The organism is Leisingera sp. ABM4_101 (assembly GCF_056158725.1).
The window spans coordinates 3,879,457-3,895,589 of record NZ_JBSWTV010000002.1 but is presented as its reverse complement, the minus strand read 5'-3'; the positions used below and the strand labels follow the sequence as shown (position 1 = coordinate 3,895,589).

Here is a 16,133-nt window from a genome sequence, read left to right as displayed (position 1 = left end):
GAGGGCAGTTATCATGGCACTTCCAGCCGTTGCGTCGCTATGGGTGGGTCCGGAGCTCAGCTGGCTTGAGCAGCTTTGCCTGCAGTCTTTTCTGGACAATGGTCATGAGACCATCCTCTACACGTATGACGATGTGCAGGGGGTGCCGGATGGTGTCAAGCTGGAGGATGCCAATGATATCCTGCCGTCAGACCGGATCATCCGCCACGCACGCACCGGCAGCCCGGCCTATCATGCCGACGTGTTCCGCCTGCATATGCTGCGCAAGACCAATCACGTCTGGGCAGATACCGATGCCTATTGCTGCCAGCCGTGGAACATCAAGGGCAAGCATTTCCACGGCTGGATCTCCGATGACAAGCCGATGATCAACAACGGCGTGCTGCGGCTGCCTAAGACCTCCAAGACGCTCTCCGCGATGCTGCGGTTCACCAGCGATGAATACCCCATCCCGCCCTGGTACAGCGCTCAGAAACAGGCGGATCTTCAGGCGCGCAAGGATCGCGGCGACGGCGTTCATGTTTCGCTGCTGCCCTGGGGGGTCTGGGGGCCGGATGCGCTGACCTGGTTCTTGCAGGAAACGGGCGAGGTCTCGCACTCCCGGCCTGGCCATGTAATTTACCCCGTACCGTTCAAGAACGCCGGCGTTGTCCTGAACCCGAACCGGCCGAACCAGGCGCGCAGCTACGTGCGCAGCGACACGCTGTCGATCCACTTCTGGGGCCGCCGCTTCCGCAATATCGCGGCAAAATACGGCGGCGTGCCGGCGCCGGGCTGCTATGTGCATGACCTGCTGGCCAAGCACCGGATCGACCCGGAGCAGACCCGGCATCTGCTGCTGCCTGCGTCCGCACCGGAACAGGTAGCAGAGGAATTGATTGACCCGACGGGTTTGGATTTTTCCATGTTCAGCGATCAGGATGTGGCGAACATCCTGCTGCAGCGTTCTGAACTGGCACAGTCGAACCAGGCCATCAAGGAATGGGTCGGCGGCAATATGGAGCCTTTGCTGGCAGAAGCCCGGCAGAACCGCGATCAGATTCTGCCGGGTGCCATCCGGATTGCCGAGCGCGAATGCGGGCACTTCCTTCGCTCGGCTGACATGATTGAGCCCAAACGGATTGCCGATATCGGATGCGGCTATGCTTTTGCCAGCCTGATCCTGCAGCGCCGTTACGGCTGCGAGGCTGTGCTGATTGACATCGAAAGCAGCGATACCCGGCAGTTCGGTTTTCAAAGCGAAGGCTCAGGCTACGCCTGCTTGCAGACCGCCCGCGCCTTTCTGGAGCAAAACGGCGTGCCGGCGGAAAAGATCACCACGGTTAATCCCAAGACAGAGGATGTTCCGGCGCTGGGTGATTTTGACTTGGTTGTCAGCCTTGCGTCCTGCGGGTTCCACTATCCGGTGCAGGCCTATGAAAACCTGTTCAGCCGTCAGATATCCAAGGGTGGCGGCATTGTCCTGGATATCCGCAAGGGATCCGGCGGCATCCCGGCGATGAAGGCCTTTGGCGCGGTCGAAGTCCTGGCGAAACACGGCAAATACTCCACAGTCATCACGCGGGCGGGGCAGCAGCAATGATGGAAATTCTTGAAACGCACGGGGTCAAGATCCCGCTCAATCCGGATGTCATTACCTCCAAGATCGAACGCGCAATCCGCAAGGACCGCTACGAGCTGGATGAGGTTTCCGGCACGCCCAAGTTCATCGGCAAGGAGGACCGGGTGATCGAGCTGGGCGCCGGGATCGGCTTCATTTCCTCCTTTCTCGGTGTCACCCTGGGGGTGGAAAATGTCCTCTGTGTCGAAGCGGACCCTTCCTTGTGCAAGTTCATCAGCCAGGTGCATGAACTGAACGGGCTGGCCTCCGCGCAGGTACGCAATTGCGTGGCGCTGAACGACGCAACCGCCGAAGGCCCGATGTCCTTTTACGTCCGCGAGCAGTTCTGGTCCTCTTCCCTGGACGGTGAAGAACCCTACGAAAAGGCCATAGAAGTGCCCGGCATCCGCCTGTCGCAGCTGATCCGTGATTTTAGGGCCAACACGCTGATCGTGGATATCGAGGGCGGCGAGCGCGATCTCTTTTCGCCTGCCGACCTGACCGGGATCGACAAGGTATTCCTCGAAATCCATACGCGGAAAATTAAGAGAATTGGTATAAAACAGTGCTTCGACGCGCTGTCGCAGAGCGGTTTCTGCTATGATCAGCAGGTCAGCCGCGGCGGTTCGGTTCTGTTCCGGCGCATCCCAAGATGGCAGCTCAAGCAATATGCTGGATGACAGCTTTGAAGTTAAATCGGTTTTGTCCGCCCTTGATGCGGACGAAATCGGGAGTGTCGCGGACATAAACGGCCAGGCGCCTGAACTGGCAATTCTGCTGCATCAGCGCTATGGCTGCACGGTTGATGTGCTGTGCCTGAATGGCAAGGGCGCCTTTGCCCCGCTGCCGGATACGCAGCTGCAACACTATCTGGCAGAGCTGGAACGCGGCGGCGTGGACCCGCAGGCGGTCCGCGTCGTGGCCCGCCCGCGCAAGCTGCGCCAGTATGACGTGCTGCTCTCCCTCAATGGCTTCGGAGCCGCGCACAAGCCCCAGAACCTCAGATATGTCATGGACCGCGCGCTGCATCCGCTCAGCCGGGCGGTGTTCGAAATCCGCAAAGGATCGGGCAGCTATCCGTTCCTCAAGGGGTACGGCGGCTGCAATACCCTGAAAATGCCGGAAGCCGGCGCCAATGGCCTCGCCGTCCTCTCGGTCGAACCGCAGGAGGAGGCAAAACCGGCCGAAGGCTGGGCTGAGGTGGCCCGGGGCCTGGCCGGGGATCAGGGTTTTTTTACGGACCTCAGCGCGCATTCGTTCCTTTATGTGCCGCGCGGCAGCACTCTGGTTGTGACATTCGACAATCTTGACATTGCGATGTCCAAGCGGGAGGAGCGCCGCCCCTGGGGATACAGTTTCATTGAATCGCAGGGCTGGTCGATGCTGGGGGTCATGGCCAACGGCTGGACCTGGTTCCGCCACCCGGAAGTCACCCGGAAATTCGAGGAGCTGCGGGACAGCGGTTTCTTTTCCCGGTTTGACCGGGTGGTATTCTACGGCGCCTCAATGGGCGGCTATGCGGCGGCAGCCTTTGCTGCTGCGGCGCCTGGTTCCACGGTTTTTGCCATCAGCCCGCAATCGACGCTCGACAAGACGGTGGTGCCTTGGGAAATGCGCTACAAGAAGGTCTGGGAGCGCGACTTTTCCGGCCCGTTCGGGGACGCGGCACAGGCCAGCCGGGCGGCAGGTGATGTGCATATCATGTTCGACCCGTTTGTCGCTCCGGATGCCGCCCATGCAGCGCGGTTTACTGGCGATAATGTGACATTCTGGCGCTGCCCGCTCCTGGGGCACCGGCTGGGCTCTTCTCTGCAGCAGATGGGCGTCTTGCAGGACATCGCCGCAGGGGCCATCGCAGGAGAGCTGACACCGCAGCGTTTCCATCGGCTGCTGCGCCGGCGCCATGCGTTTCCCCGGTTTCAGCGGGAGCTGGCCAACCTGGCCCTGGACCGCGGCCATCCGCGCCTTGCGAAACAGGTGTGCGACTATATCCTGCACCAGCGGGACGACCGGTTCTTCCGCCAGATGAGGGCGCGTCTATGATCTGGTGTACACCGGGGCGGAGACAGCAGCAGCCGTCAACAAGCAAAGCAGGCAGGGGCTGGACAGAAGAATGAGCCAGGCAAATACGGACATGCGCGGCATAACCCTTGCCTTTCATGTGGGCGCGCCTAACACGGACAACGGCCAGTTGACCTGGTCGCTGCGCAAGGACGCGCAGCCGCTGCTGGACCGTGGCGTGATGGTCCGCCGTCCCGGAACCTACATGACGGCACTCAATCAGATGCTGCGCAAGCAAAGCCAGGAATTTGTCACCGATCAGGAGCGCGAGGGGCTTCTGGCGGGCATTGTGAAGGACCAGGATGTATCGCGCATCATCCTGACAAACTCGGGGTTTCTGGGGGTGCCCGGCTGGATGCTCAGCGGCGGGCGGCTCTACCGGAATGCAGGCAGCAACACCGCCGCTTTGCGGGGGATCTTTCCCGGCAACCCCTGTGAGTTCTTTCTGGGGCTGCGCAACCCCGCAACCCTGATCGGCCCGGTGTTCCGGTCCCAGTCCAGCCGGACCTGGGACCAGTTCGCCGGCAGCACCGATTTCATGAACCTGCGCTGGTCCGAAGTGGTCGCGGATATTCAGCAGCGCAATCCCGGCTGCCGCATCACCGTCTGGTGCAACGAGGAAACGCCGGTGATCTGGCCCAGCATTCTGGGGCATGTCACAGGCCTGGGCGATGGTTTCAGGTTCAGCGGCGAGCTGGATATCACCCGCGGTATTATCTCAGAATCCGGGTATGAGCGGCTGGAGGCCTATCTCTCCGAGCGGCCCGGGCTTTCGGAGGATCAGCGGGAGCGGGTACGGTCGCTTTTCCTCAGCTATTTTCATTCCGAAGACGCGGTGGAAGAGGAAATCGACCTGCCCGGCTGGTCGCAGGCGCTGGTGGATGACATGAGCGAGGCGTATTTTGCCGATGCAGATCTGATCCGCTGGATGCCAGGGGTCACATTCCTGTCCTGAAACCGGCCTGGCTGTAAAGCGGCTTCATCAGAATTGCCGTCAGATACATCGGGATCTGATAGCAGCCGAGAAAGACCAGCAGCGGATCGGTCGTGGCTGCGGGCAGGGCGATCAGGAGAAGCGCGAAGTTCCGGTTGCCGGCGACAACGGATACGGGAACGGCGCCGCTGCCCGCGCGGCGGCGCAATACTGCAAAGGTCAGCGCTTGCAGGCCCAGGTTGGCGGCCAGCGCAAATCCCAGCCATTGCAGGACCAGCGCTGGGTCCGCGTGCAGCGCAGGTCCAAGCGCCGCCATCAATCCCACCACGATCACCGCCAGCGCGATCACGGTCAGCCCGTCGATGGCCTTCCCTTGATCCTCGCTCAGGCGGGGCAGGGTCAGGCGGCGCAGCAGGAAAGCGGCTGCGACAGTGAGGCCGATCACGCCGATCAGCCGCCCGGCCGCGCGCAGCACATCCCCCAGGTCGCCAAGGCTGGGAGCCAGCAGGAACACCGGGATCACCGTCAGCGGCATCAGCGCGGTGCCCAGGATCAGCAGGCGGAAGGCCGGTTCCGGCGCGTGGCCCATCAGCGCGGTGATATTGGGGCTGCCGGTCACCGATGGCGCGCTCAGCATCAGGATCAATGCCACCGCGGCGGGCGTCTGCGCCACGCCGGCCAGCGCCGCCAGACCCAGTGCCAGTAGCGGCAGGACAACCTGCAGCAAGGCGATGGCCTTGAGGCTGCCGATCCCGTCCGCCAGCCCGCCGGCGGCCTTGCGGAACCCGATCCGGTAGGCGTTCAAGAACAAAAGCCCGGCCACCATTTCCGGCAGCCAGGGCTGGAGGGATGCGGCCACCCCGGGCAGCAACAGCCCGGCCAGAAGCCCCAGGACCAAGGCGGCCCGCCCGTGCCGGGCGGCAAAGGCGAGCGCGCGCATCATGCCTCTAGACCGGTCCTGGCCTGAGGTTATTGGGCAGATAGGTCGCCAGTTCCGGGAAGGCGATCAGCACAAAGACCATCAGCACCATGATCAGGAACATCGGCACCGCAGCGCGGGCGATATAGCTCATCTCGTGGTGGGTCATGCCCTGCATCACAAACAGGTTGAAGCCGATCGGCGGGGTGATCTGCGCCATTTCAACCACCACCACGATGAAGATGCCGAACCAAATGAGGTCGATGCCCGCCTGACGGATCATCGGCTCCACCACCGCCATGGTCAGCACCACCGAAGAAATGCCGTCGAGGAAACAGCCCAGGATGATGTAGAACACCAGCAGCACCATCAGCAGTTCCAGGCGCGACAGTTCCCAGCCGGCAATCAGGTCCGCCAGCCCGCGCGGCAGACCGGTAAAGCCCATCGACAGCGACAGAAACGCCGCGCCTGCCAGGATCAGCGCAATCATCGCGCTGGTGCGGGTGGCGCCCATCAGGCTTTCAGTGAAGGTCTTCCAGCTCAGCGAGCCCTGTCCCAGCGCCAGCAGCAGCGAGCCGATAACCCCGAACGCCGCCGCTTCGGTCGCGGTGGCAAAGCCCAGATACATCGACCCGATCACCACCACGATCAGCGCAATCACCGGCGCCAGGAAGCGGGAGTTGTGGATCTTCTGCGCAAAGGTCAGCTTGCTCTCCTGATCCGGGTTCCAGTCCTTGCCGACCTTGGAATAGATCGCCACATAGCCCATGAACATCGCCGCCAGCACCAGGCCCGGCAGGATACCTGCAAAGAACAGCTTGGTGATCGATTCATTGATGGTGACGCCATAGACGATCAGCGTCAGCGACGGCGGGATCATCAGACCCAGCGTGGCCGCGCCGGTCAGGGTGCCGATCACCATCCGCTCCGGATAGTTGCGCTTGCGCAGTTCCGGGATCGACATCTTGCCGACGGTGGTCAGGGTTGCGGCAGAGGAGCCGGAAACCGCGGCAAAGACTGTGCAGCCGACGATATTGGTATGCACCAGCCCGCCGGGCAGCGGCGCCATCCAAGGCGACAACCCCTTGAACATATCCTCCGATAATCGGGTCCGGTAGAGGATTTCGCCCATCCAGATAAACATCGGCAGCGCCGTCAGGGTCCAGCTGGAGGAGGCCGACCAGATGGTGGTCAGCATCACGTCGCCGACGGGGCGGGTGGTGAACAGCTCCATACCGACCCAGGCCACGCCCATCAGCGCCAGGCCGACCCAGACGCCGGTGCCCAGAAGCGTGAACAGCACAAAGAGGAACAGAATGATGACGGATATATTTTCCATGGGGCTTACTCCGCGTGGCTCTGGTCAGCCAGATCCGTGGTGATGCGGTGATCGCCGCGGAAAATCACATGGATCAGATGGTCGGTGAGGGCGATGGCCAGAATGATTGCACCAATCAGCATGGCGCTTTGCGGCAGCCACAGCGGGGTGCGGTCCTGGCCCTGGCTCACGTCGTGGAACTTCCAGCTCCAGTAGACAAAACGGTAGGCGTAATAGCAGAAGTACCACATCACCGCGGTGCCGATGCCGAAACACCAGATCTCCAGCACCCGGCGGAAACGTTCGGGCACGGCATTCAGCAGGATCGACACCCGGATGTGGCTGCCGCGGTTCAGCGCATTGGCAAAGGCCAGGAAGGAGGCCGCCGCCATTGCGTAACCCGCGTAGTCCGGCGCGCCGGGAAAGACTTCACCGGTCCAGCGGGCCAGCATCTGGACCACGATAAGCCCCAGAATTGCGATCAGGCAGAGGGCGGCCAGCACCCCCGCCGCGAGGTAGAGAAAATCCAGTCCGGAGCGCAGCCCCCTGAGCACAGTCATATCATCCCCATCGGCATATTTTTATGAGAATACGGGCGGCACCTGCCGCGCCGCCCGTATCATGCAAAGTGATTATTCGGCGTGGAACGCGTCGACGATGGCCTTGCCTTCGTCACCGGCCGCTTCCAGCCACTCGTTGGTCATGGTGACGCCGATTTCCTTCAGCTCATTTGTCATCTGTTCAGATGCCGGCCCCACGCTCATGCCGCCGTCGCGCAGGCCTTGCAGGGTAAAGCCGGTGTATTCCTTGGCACGCCAGTTGCCGGCGTATTCAGCCAGTTTGGCGCAGCCCAGGATCACGTTCTTGTTGGCGTCCGAGGTGCCGTTCCAGACGTCCGAGTTCACCATCACGTAGTTGCGCGGCAGCCAGGCGTCCACTTCGTAGAAGTAGTTCAGGCTTTCCCAGACCTTGCGGTCATAGCCGGTGGAGCCCGACGATACCATCGAATCCGCCACGCCGGTGGCAAAGGCCTGGCTGATCTCAGCCGCCTCGATGGTCACCGGCAGCATGCCGGTCAGCTCGGCCAGGCGCGAAGTGGCGTTGTTGTAGGAGCGGAACTTGATGCCCTTCATCTCGGCGACCGAGTTCACTTCGTTCTTGAAGTACAGGCCCTGCGGCGGCCACGGCACGGCGTAAAGCAGGGTCAGGTTCTGCTCGGCCAGCAGTTTTTCCAGCGCAGGCTTGGCGGCTTTCCACAGCTTGTCGCTGTCATCGAACGAGGTTGCCAGGAATGGGATCGAGTCAAAGCCAAAGAGCGCGTTTTCGTTCTGGTGGCCGGACAGCAGCCGCTCGCCAATGGGGGCCTGGCCGGTCTGGATGGCGCGCTTGATGTCGGCGCCCTTGAACAAGGAGCCCGACGGATGGGTCTTGATCTCAATCTCGCCGCCGGTGCCGGTGGTCACGCATTCGGCAAACTCGGCGCCGGTGGCCGAGTGGAAGTTGGAGGCCGAATAGGCCATCGGCATGTCCCAGACCTCGGCAGCGGCGGGCAGGGCGGCAGCCGCGGTCAGCGCGGTGGCGGCCAGCAGTTTGGTCAGTTTCTTCATGGTCTTCTCCCTGTGTTTAGTCACGGCCCCTTAGGGGGCACTGGTTCAAGTTCAAATCGCATAGCGCGCCGGGTCGTAGGCGCTCATATCCATGTTCGGGGTGCGGCCCGAAATCATCTGCGCCAAAAGGCGCCCGGTCTTCGGCCCTCCCGTCAGGCCGATGTGATGGTGGCCAAAGCCGACAAAGGCACCTGACAGCCCCGGCACCTCGCCGATCACCGGAATGGAATCCGCAGGCGCAGGCCGGAATCCCAGCCATTCTTCCTCGTGCTTCCAGGTGACGCCGGGCAGGATGCGCCGCGCGTTCCTGCGCAACAGCTCCAGCGGCCCCTTCGACGGCCCGGCCTCCAGCCCGCCGAATTCCACAATGCCCGCAATCCGGATCCGTCCCTCCATCGGGGTCACCACGCATTTGGCTGCTGCCACCATGACGGGGGCCTTGGGCATTGCCGAAGGCTCCCACAATTCAAGATGATAGCCGCGTTCTGCTTCCAGTGGTACGGAAATTCCCAGTTTATCGGCCAGCGGTTTAGACCAGACGCCAGTGGCCACCACGACGGCATCGCAAGCAATGGTCTCGCCGCCCGCGCGGACACCTGTCACCTTGCCGTTCTCGCGGGCCACATCAGTCACATAGGCCTGGACCATCCGCCCGCCGCCCGCGGTGACATGCGCCGCCAGATCCTTCACGTATTGGCCCGGGTCCGAAATGATCCCGTGATCCTTCAGCCGGGCGGCAAAGCCGAATTCTTCGGCGTAGATCCCGTCATAGGCGCGGAAATCCGCGCCCTCCAGCTCATCCCAGCCAAAGCCGTGCTTCCTGCGCAGCTCCCAGCCAAAGGCGTCCTCGCCGAAATGCGCCCGGTCGTTATAGATGAACAGGTAGTCCGAGGGCTTCAGATGCCGCTCCGCCGCGGTGCCCGCCGCCAATGCCTGGTGATCGGCCAGCGAATCCCCGACCACCGGCGCCAGCGCCGCGGCGATACGCGTGGTGTCCTCTGCATTGGCGTGGCTCATGTATTTCATCAGCCAGGGCGCCAGCTTGGGCAGATACCCCCAGCGCATGAACAAGGGCTGGTTCGCATCCAGCAGCATCTTCGGCGCCTTCTTCCACAGCCCCGGACCCGTGACCGGCACGATGGAGCAGGAGGCCAGAATGCCACCGTTGCCGTGGCTGGTGCCTTCACCCGGCCCCTTGCCGTCGATCAGGATCACCTGATGCCCGTCGCGCTGCAGTTCAATCGCTGCCGAGACGCCGACAATGCCGGCGCCGATGATGGCAACGGTTTTCTTAGGCTGGCTCATGCCGCAACCTTCTTGGCGACCGCATAGCGGTCCAGCTTTTCAACGTCCGGCTTGATGCCCAGGCCGGGACCATCCGGCACCACCACTTGGCCGTCCTCCACCTGGAATGGCGTCTCCAGAATGTCTTCCTTCAGGAAGTAGCTGGCCTGATAGAACTCGCAGCCCAGCTTGATCTCGGGCGTGGCCGCAATCATGTGAGTGCCCGCCAGATGTGCCAGACCCGCCTCGAACATGTCACCGCCATAGGCCGACAGCCCATTGGCCGCCGCAATCCGCGCCACCGTCTGGCCGCGGGTCAAACCGCCCGATTTCATGATCTTGACTGAGACACCATCGCAGATGCCCTCGCGCGCCGCGCGCACCATATCCTCGGGGCCGAAAACGCTTTCGTCGGCCAAGAGCGGCACGTCGATCATCCCGCGCAGCTTGGCCATCATGGCAAAGTGATGAAACCGCACCGGCTGCTCGATGAAATCCGGCTTGAACTCCGCCACATCGCGCACCTGCGCCGGCGCGTCCTCGATGCTGAGGCCCTGATTATAGTCCACCCGCACCCGGAACTCAGGGAAATCCTTGGCGATCCGTTCCAGCCGCATGATGTCGAAGGCATGATCCTTGAAACCGGTCTTCAGCTTGATCAGCCCCACCTTGTCGGTGCGCAGCCGGTGCAACAGGTCAATGTCCTTCTCAAAATCCGGATCGGCAATCGAACAGCTGAGCGGGATGGTGTCGCGGCACTTGCCGCCCAGCAGCGCCCAGACAGGCGCCCCGGTGATCCGTCCGGTCAGGTCCAGCAGCGCGCTTTCCAGCGCCGCCTTGGCCTCGGTGCAATGGGCGACCGCCTTGGCCGCGTCCTCCATGATCGCCGCGCGGTCCGCCACCCGGCGGCCTTCCACCAGCGGGCGGATGTAGCGGTCCAGTGCCGCCAGGCTGGCCTCCGGCGTGCCGGTGAACACCGACCAGGTCGAGGCCTCGCCGTATCCTTCCGCCCCGCCTTCGCTGCGCAGGCGCACGATGATGACCTCACAGGAGCCCTCAACAGACCCGATCCCATGGTCGCGGCGCGACATCACGGGCAGCGCGAGATGCCACAAATCCATCCCGGCAATCTTTTCTTCCAGCACTTTCAACATCCTCCCAGGTGCGAGCGGAAGGGTGCCTTGACTTGGCTATCATTACAAATACAAAGAATTCGATAGAGTATCATAAAAAATGATGTGCTACCGATGTCCCTCCGCTTCCGCCAGTTGCAGGCGTTCCACGCGATTGTCGAAACCGGCACCGTCACCGGCGCGGCGGAGCAGCTGGGGATTTCCCAGCCCGGCATCTCCAATCTGTTGTATCAGCTGGAACGCCAGACCCGCCTCAAGCTGTTCGAACGCAGCAAGGGGCGGCTGATCCCGACGCCCGAGGCCGGCGTGCTGTTTCAGGAGGTCGACACCGTGGTGCGCGGCCTTGACCATGTGGCGCAGGCGGTGACTGATCTCCAGAACAAGCAGGCAGGCCAGCTGCAGGTCGCCTCGCAGCACTCCATGTCCTTCGGCTTCATGCCCGCGCTGATCGCCCGCTTTGCCCGCACCCGCCCGGACCTGTCGATCTCCTTTCAGGCGCAGTATTCGCTGAAGATCCAGGAATGGGTGATCTCCGGGTTGTTCGAGATCGGCATCTGCGAAATGCCCCTCATTCACGACGGGCTGGAGGTGCATCCGATCAACGTCGAAACCCGGCTGGCGATCCCGGCGGACAGCCCCTTGGCCGAACATGAGGTACTGACGCCGGAGCTGCTGGACGGCGTGCCTTTCATCGTCATGGGCCCCGAGCACATGACCCACCGCCGCACCCGCGAGGTGTTCCAGCAGGCGGGCGTGCCGCTGAAAACCCGGGTGCATTCGCATCTGTTCAAAAACCTCCTCAGCTTCGTGCAAGAGGGGATGGGGGTTTCCATTCTCGACCCTTTCGTGCTGGATTTTGAGACCGGCGGCGGCTTTGCCTCCCGTCCGTTCCGCCCGCGTATCATGATGGAAATGGGCGTGATCACCTCCAAGTCGCGGCCGCTGTCGGCGGTAGGGCAGGAGTTTCTGGCGCTCTTGAAGCAGGAACTGGCGCCTTATTCCGCTGGGGACGCTTCTGGGACTTGAAAATTGTATGCAACCCAGAATTCAGCATTGCGCAGACCTGACGCCCCGCCTAGTCTGCAGCGCGGAATGAACAAATGGCGGAACCATGGCCAAACGCGAAAGCAATGTGGATAGGGTTTACGAGGCACTGCGCCGGATGGCGGCGGATTTTGCCTTCAAGCCCGACCAGCGGATCAACGAAAGCGCGTTGTCCGAGGTGCTGGGCGCCAGCCGCACGCCGCTGCGCGAGGCGCTGAACCGGCTGGTGGCCGAGGGGTTCCTCACCTTTCAGAACAACCGCGGCTTCTTCTGCCGCCCACTGACGCCCAGCTATATCATGGACCTCTACGAGGCCCGGGTGGCGGTGGAATGCGAAGCCGTGTGGCTCGCCTGCACCCGTGCCTCAGATGAGGACATCGCTGCGCTGGCGGATTACCTCAACCGGATGGAGCCGGAGTACCAAAGCGCCACCGACCCGGAGGCGCTCTTGGCGATGGACGAAAGCTTCCACGCCCGGCTGGCGCAGCTTTCGGGCAACAGCGAGTTGCAGCGGATCCTCAACAATCTCAACGGCCGGATCCGCTATATCCGCCTCATTGACCTCAAGCGAATGCGCGACCGGGCAGGGGGCAAGGCGCCGGGCGACATCTCGGCCCACCGCCAGATTGTCGAGGGCATCGCCGCCCGCAACGCAGAGGCCGCCACATCAGCCATGCGCAGCCATATCGAAAAACGCCGGGAGGAAGCGACGGAAGCCGTCCGCATCGCCTTTTCCCAGCTCTACGTGCCGGACGAATAGGGGATTCACATGGAACATGGCGGCAAGACGGTCTTTGGCGCGGCGGTTGGCATCCTGATGCTGGAAACGCGCTTTCCCCGCATCCATGGCGACATGGGCAACGCGATGACCTGGGACTTCCCGGTCCACTACAAGGTGGTGCGCGGCGCCAATCCTGAAAACGTGGTGCGCGGTAATCCCAAGGAGCTGATCGACCTGTTTGTCGAGGCCGGCCGTGACCTTGTGGCCATGGGCGCCGATGGCATCACCACCAACTGCGGTTTCCTGGCGCTGATCCAGGACGAGGTGAAACAGGCGCTGGGCGTGCCGGTGGCAACCTCCTCGCTGATGCAGGTGCCGATGGTGCAGAATCTGCTGCCCGGGGGCAAGCGCTGCGGCATCCTGACCATCTCCAAGGCCACCCTGACGCCCGCCCACCTTGTTGCCGCAGGTGTTGCGCCGGATACGCCCATTGCCGGCACCGACGGCCTGCGCGCCTTTACCCGCGACATCCTGGGCGACGCGGCAGAGATCGACTTTGAGGCCTGCCGTCTGGACATGATCGACGCGGCCCGGGCGATGGTCGCGGATACACCCGATCTGGGCGCCATCGTGCTGGAATGCACAAATATGGTGCCTTACGCCCGTGATGTGAGAAAGGCCACCGGGCTGCCGGTGTTCTCGATCCACTCCTTCATCAACTGGTTTCAGGCCGGTCTGCTGCCCAAGGGGTTTCCGCTGGAACTGGATGATCCCCGGTTTTGAAGGCGGTAACCTTTAGTTGGATATTTCCTAATGAAATCTGAAGGATAAGGTCAGTCTTGTTGTCCAAATGTTTCGCGCGCGAAACATTTGGGCAGAAGTGCTGACCTTTTTCTTCAGCTCAAAACCAGCAGCCAGAACCATACGGTCAGGATGCTCGCCCCGGTGGCAATCAGCACCGAGGATGCCGCCACCCGTTTGGCCCGCCCGTACATATTGGCAAAAATATAGCCGTTGAACCCAGTTGCCATTGCCGCGTTCAGCACACCCGACCGGAACAGGTCCTGCGGCAGCGCCAAGACCGATCCCATGGTCCAGACAATCGCCGGATGGATCATCAGCGAGGTGAAGCAGACAAACAGGATCGCCCGCATATCGCCTTCGGGGCGGTATTTCACCAGCACGCCGCCAAGCGCAAACAGCGCCGCAGGCAGCGCGGCGCGGATCAGCAGCGACAGCGCCTCGTTTATCACCAGCGGAATGGCCAGCCCCGACAGGTTGACCGCGAACCCCAGCGTAATCCCCAGGATCAGCACATTGCGGAACATCGCGTTCAGCACCGCAGTAACCGTCTTGATGCCACCGGCCCCGCGGTTGCGCACAAACTCCATCGCGGTGATGCCGACGCCATAGCAGAACGGCGAGTGGAAGGCGATGATTGCGTAGTTGCCGGTCAGGTTGTCCGGCCCGAACGCGCGTTCGGTGATCGGCAGCCCCAGCAGGACCGAGTTGGAAAACAGGCAGCAAAAGCCGATGGCGATGCAATCCTCCCAGTCCCGCTTGAACAGGATACGGGCGCCAAACAGCCCGATCAGAAAACAAGTAAAGGCACCGGTGTAGAAGCTTGCCAGCAGCTGCGGATTGAAACTGGCGGAAAGGTCCAATTCGGCCATTGCCTTGAACAGCAGGCAAGGGATCGCAAAGCCTTGGGCGAACTTCATCACGCCATCGACATGTGCCTGGTCCAGCACGCCCCGCGCGGTGGCAGCATAGCCTGCGCCCACGACCAGAAATACCGGCAGGATGACGTCGATCAGGCTCTGAAACACTTTAGGTCCTAAAAGCTGCAAGAATGAAAAAGGGCGCAATTGCGCCCCTTAGATCTCCATCCGGATCACCATCCCGTCAAAGGCGGGGGTGATATGGCCCGGTGTCTCGGCCTCGACCGTGGCGTAATCCATGTCGATATGCATGTTAGTGAGAATGCCGCGTTTGGGCGCCATCCTGGCAAACCACTCCAGCGCATCATCGTAGCTGAAATGTGTCGGGTGCGGGGTACGGCGCAGCGCGTCCAGGATCCAGATATCCAGCCCCTCCAGTTCCGGCAGGGCGGCGTCCGGGATCTCCTTCACATCCGGGAGATACACCAGCCCGCCAATGCGGAAGCCCAAGGCGTCGATGGAGCCGTGGTTCACTTCGAACGGGCGGAACTGGATCGCGCCGCCAGGGCCATCAATGGTGAACGGCCCGCCGATGGTTTTCAGGTCCAGAATAGGCGGATAGGGCGATCCCTCAGGCTGTGCAAAAGCATAGCCGAACCGATTTAAAAGGGCGTCCTGTGTCGGCCCGTCGGCATAAACCTGAATGCGCTGGCGCATGTTGAAGTAAACCATGCGCAGATCGTCGATCCCGTGCAAGTGATCCGCGTGGGAATGGGTGTAGACCACCGCGTCCAGCCGCTCAACTTCGGCATCCAGCAGCTGGTTGCGCATGTCCGGCGGGGTGTCGATCAGCACCGCGGTGGTGCCGCCTGCATCAATGCGCTCCACCAGCATCGAGCAGCGGCCGCGGCGGTTCTTGGGGTTCCCCGGGTCGCAATCGCCCCAATGGCCGCCAATCCGCGGCACCCCGCCAGAGGAGCCTGAGCCAAGGATGGTAAAGCGCATCTCAGCCATCAGGCGGCGGCCTCAAAAGCTGCGGCCTTCCAGAACAGCCGGTCGAAATTGGCCTGTGTCTGGGCGGCAAACGCCGCGTAATCCATGCCGAACACCTCTGCGCCGACCTTGGCGGTAAAGGCCGTGTAGGCCGGTTCGTTGCGCTTGCCGCGGTAGGGGGGCGGCGCCAGGTAGGGGGCGTCGGTTTCGACCAGAATGCGCTCCACCGGGGCAGCAGCGAAAATGTCGCGCAGCTCCTGGCTCTTGGGGAAGGCGGCAATGCCGGACATCGACAGGTAAAAGCCCAAATCCAGTGCGGCCCGCGCTAGTTCCGCCGAGGAGGAGAAGCAGTGCATAACGCAAGTATAGGCGCCGTTCTTCATCTCTTCGCCCAGGATGCGGGCCATGTCGTCATCGGCAGCGCGGGAATGGATGATCAGCGGCAGGCCGGTTTCGCGTGCGGCAGCGATATGGATGCGCAAGGACTGCTGCTGCACGTCCTTGCTGTCGGCTGTGTAGTGATAGTCCAGCCCGGTCTCACCGATGCCGACAAACTTGGGGTGCTTGGCCAGCGCCACCAGCTCATCAACAGTCACCATGGGTTCGTCCGCGGCGCTCATCGGGTGGGTGCCCGCGGCGTAGAACACCGGCGCGTGTGCTTCGGCGATGGCGCGCACGGCAGGCTCGTTCTTCATCTTGGTGCAGATGGTCACCATGCGGGTAACGCCGGCCTCAGCTGCGCTGGCGATCACCTCGTCCAGGCGGCCTTCGAAGTCCGGAAAGTCCAGGTGGCAATGGCTGTCCGTAATCTGGGGGGGCGTCTCGGTCATGTATCCTCTGGTGCCGCTTGCGCCGCGC

Annotated in this window: 16 protein-coding genes; 7 read left to right on the top strand and 9 right to left on the bottom strand. The window is 62.4% G+C overall.

The genetic code is table 11. The features are described 5' to 3' along the window. Nucleotides 1-13: 13 nt before the first annotated feature. From ACXAEK_RS20195 to ACXAEK_RS20180, 4 genes are all read left to right on the top strand, one after another. Nucleotides 14-1,582, top strand: coding sequence for an SAM-dependent methyltransferase (locus ACXAEK_RS20195; protein WP_475044666.1), 1,569 nt, complete (start codon nt 14-16; stop codon nt 1,580-1,582). Then, nucleotides 1,579-2,280, top strand: a complete 702-nt coding sequence (locus tag ACXAEK_RS20190; protein ID WP_475044664.1) for an FkbM family methyltransferase — start codon at nt 1,579-1,581, stop codon at nt 2,278-2,280. Before ACXAEK_RS20195 ends, ACXAEK_RS20190 begins: the two co-directional genes overlap by 4 nt. Continuing rightward, on the top strand, nt 2,270-3,643 hold the full coding sequence (locus ACXAEK_RS20185; RefSeq protein ID WP_475044662.1) for a hypothetical protein: 1,374 nt from the start codon (nt 2,270-2,272) through the stop codon (nt 3,641-3,643). Before ACXAEK_RS20190 ends, ACXAEK_RS20185 begins: the two co-directional genes overlap by 11 nt. A 70-nt stretch (nt 3,644-3,713) precedes the next feature. Next, entirely contained in the window at nt 3,714-4,616 is a 903-nt protein-coding gene (locus tag ACXAEK_RS20180; RefSeq protein WP_475044660.1) for a hypothetical protein, read from the top strand. On the opposite strand, the gene ACXAEK_RS20175 is transcribed toward ACXAEK_RS20180, so the two are convergent. From ACXAEK_RS20175 to ACXAEK_RS20150, 6 genes are all read right to left on the bottom strand, one after another. Beyond that, nucleotides 4,600-5,538: a hypothetical protein gene (locus ACXAEK_RS20175; RefSeq protein ID WP_475044658.1), complete on the bottom strand. Its 939-nt coding sequence runs from the start codon at nt 5,536-5,538 to the stop codon at nt 4,600-4,602. The genes ACXAEK_RS20180 and ACXAEK_RS20175 overlap by 17 nt on opposite strands. A 4-nt stretch (nt 5,539-5,542) precedes the next feature. Then, a complete protein-coding gene (locus ACXAEK_RS20170; RefSeq protein ID WP_475044656.1) occupies nt 5,543-6,853 on the bottom strand; it encodes a TRAP transporter large permease in 1,311 nt (436 codons plus the stop codon). A gap of 5 nt (nt 6,854-6,858) precedes the next feature. Further along, the gene (locus ACXAEK_RS20165; protein WP_475044654.1) at nt 6,859-7,392 is read right to left on the bottom strand and encodes a TRAP transporter small permease; all 534 of its coding nucleotides are present in this window, start codon (nt 7,390-7,392) and stop codon (nt 6,859-6,861) included. A gap of 72 nt (nt 7,393-7,464) precedes the next feature. Next, entirely contained in the window at nt 7,465-8,439 is a 975-nt protein-coding gene (locus tag ACXAEK_RS20160; RefSeq protein ID WP_475044652.1) for a TRAP transporter substrate-binding protein, read from the bottom strand. Between the two features lie 51 nt (nt 8,440-8,490). After that, the gene (locus ACXAEK_RS20155; RefSeq protein ID WP_475044651.1) at nt 8,491-9,744 is read right to left on the bottom strand and encodes an NAD(P)/FAD-dependent oxidoreductase; all 1,254 of its coding nucleotides are present in this window, start codon (nt 9,742-9,744) and stop codon (nt 8,491-8,493) included. Beyond that, complete coding sequence (locus tag ACXAEK_RS20150; protein WP_475044649.1) at nt 9,741-10,877, bottom strand: enolase C-terminal domain-like protein; 1,137 nt, start codon at nt 10,875-10,877, stop codon at nt 9,741-9,743. The genes ACXAEK_RS20155 and ACXAEK_RS20150 overlap by 4 nt, the downstream gene beginning before the upstream one ends. A gap of 93 nt (nt 10,878-10,970) precedes the next feature. Here ACXAEK_RS20150 and ACXAEK_RS20145 point away from each other — a divergent pair, with 93 nt between their 5' ends. From ACXAEK_RS20145 to ACXAEK_RS20135, 3 genes are all read left to right on the top strand, one after another. After that, a complete protein-coding gene (locus ACXAEK_RS20145; protein WP_475044647.1) occupies nt 10,971-11,882 on the top strand; it encodes a LysR family transcriptional regulator in 912 nt (303 codons plus the stop codon). A gap of 85 nt (nt 11,883-11,967) precedes the next feature. Next, the gene (locus ACXAEK_RS20140; protein ID WP_475044645.1) at nt 11,968-12,660 is read left to right on the top strand and encodes a GntR family transcriptional regulator; all 693 of its coding nucleotides are present in this window, start codon (nt 11,968-11,970) and stop codon (nt 12,658-12,660) included. Between the two features lie 9 nt (nt 12,661-12,669). After that, on the top strand, nt 12,670-13,404 hold the full coding sequence (locus ACXAEK_RS20135) for an aspartate/glutamate racemase family protein (RefSeq protein ID WP_475044643.1): 735 nt from the start codon (nt 12,670-12,672) through the stop codon (nt 13,402-13,404). Between the two features lie 113 nt (nt 13,405-13,517). Here ACXAEK_RS20135 and ACXAEK_RS20130 read toward each other — a convergent pair whose 3' ends face one another. Genes ACXAEK_RS20130 through ACXAEK_RS20120 form a run of 3 tightly spaced genes read right to left on the bottom strand, consistent with a single transcriptional unit; the run spans nt 13,518 to nt 16,105 of the window. Further along, nucleotides 13,518-14,450 carry an AEC family transporter gene (locus ACXAEK_RS20130; RefSeq protein WP_475044641.1) on the bottom strand — a complete coding sequence of 311 codons (933 nt, stop codon included), beginning with the start codon at nt 14,448-14,450 and terminating at the stop codon, nt 13,518-13,520. Nucleotides 14,451-14,498: 48 nt separating this feature from the next. After that, nucleotides 14,499-15,296 (bottom strand): MBL fold metallo-hydrolase, encoded by a 798-nt coding sequence (locus ACXAEK_RS20125; protein WP_475044640.1) that lies wholly within the window; start codon nt 15,294-15,296, stop codon nt 14,499-14,501. Further along, entirely contained in the window at nt 15,296-16,105 is an 810-nt protein-coding gene (locus ACXAEK_RS20120) for a TatD family hydrolase (protein WP_475044638.1), read from the bottom strand. Before ACXAEK_RS20120 ends, ACXAEK_RS20125 begins: the two co-directional genes overlap by 1 nt. Between the last annotated feature and the right edge of the window lie 28 nt (nt 16,106-16,133).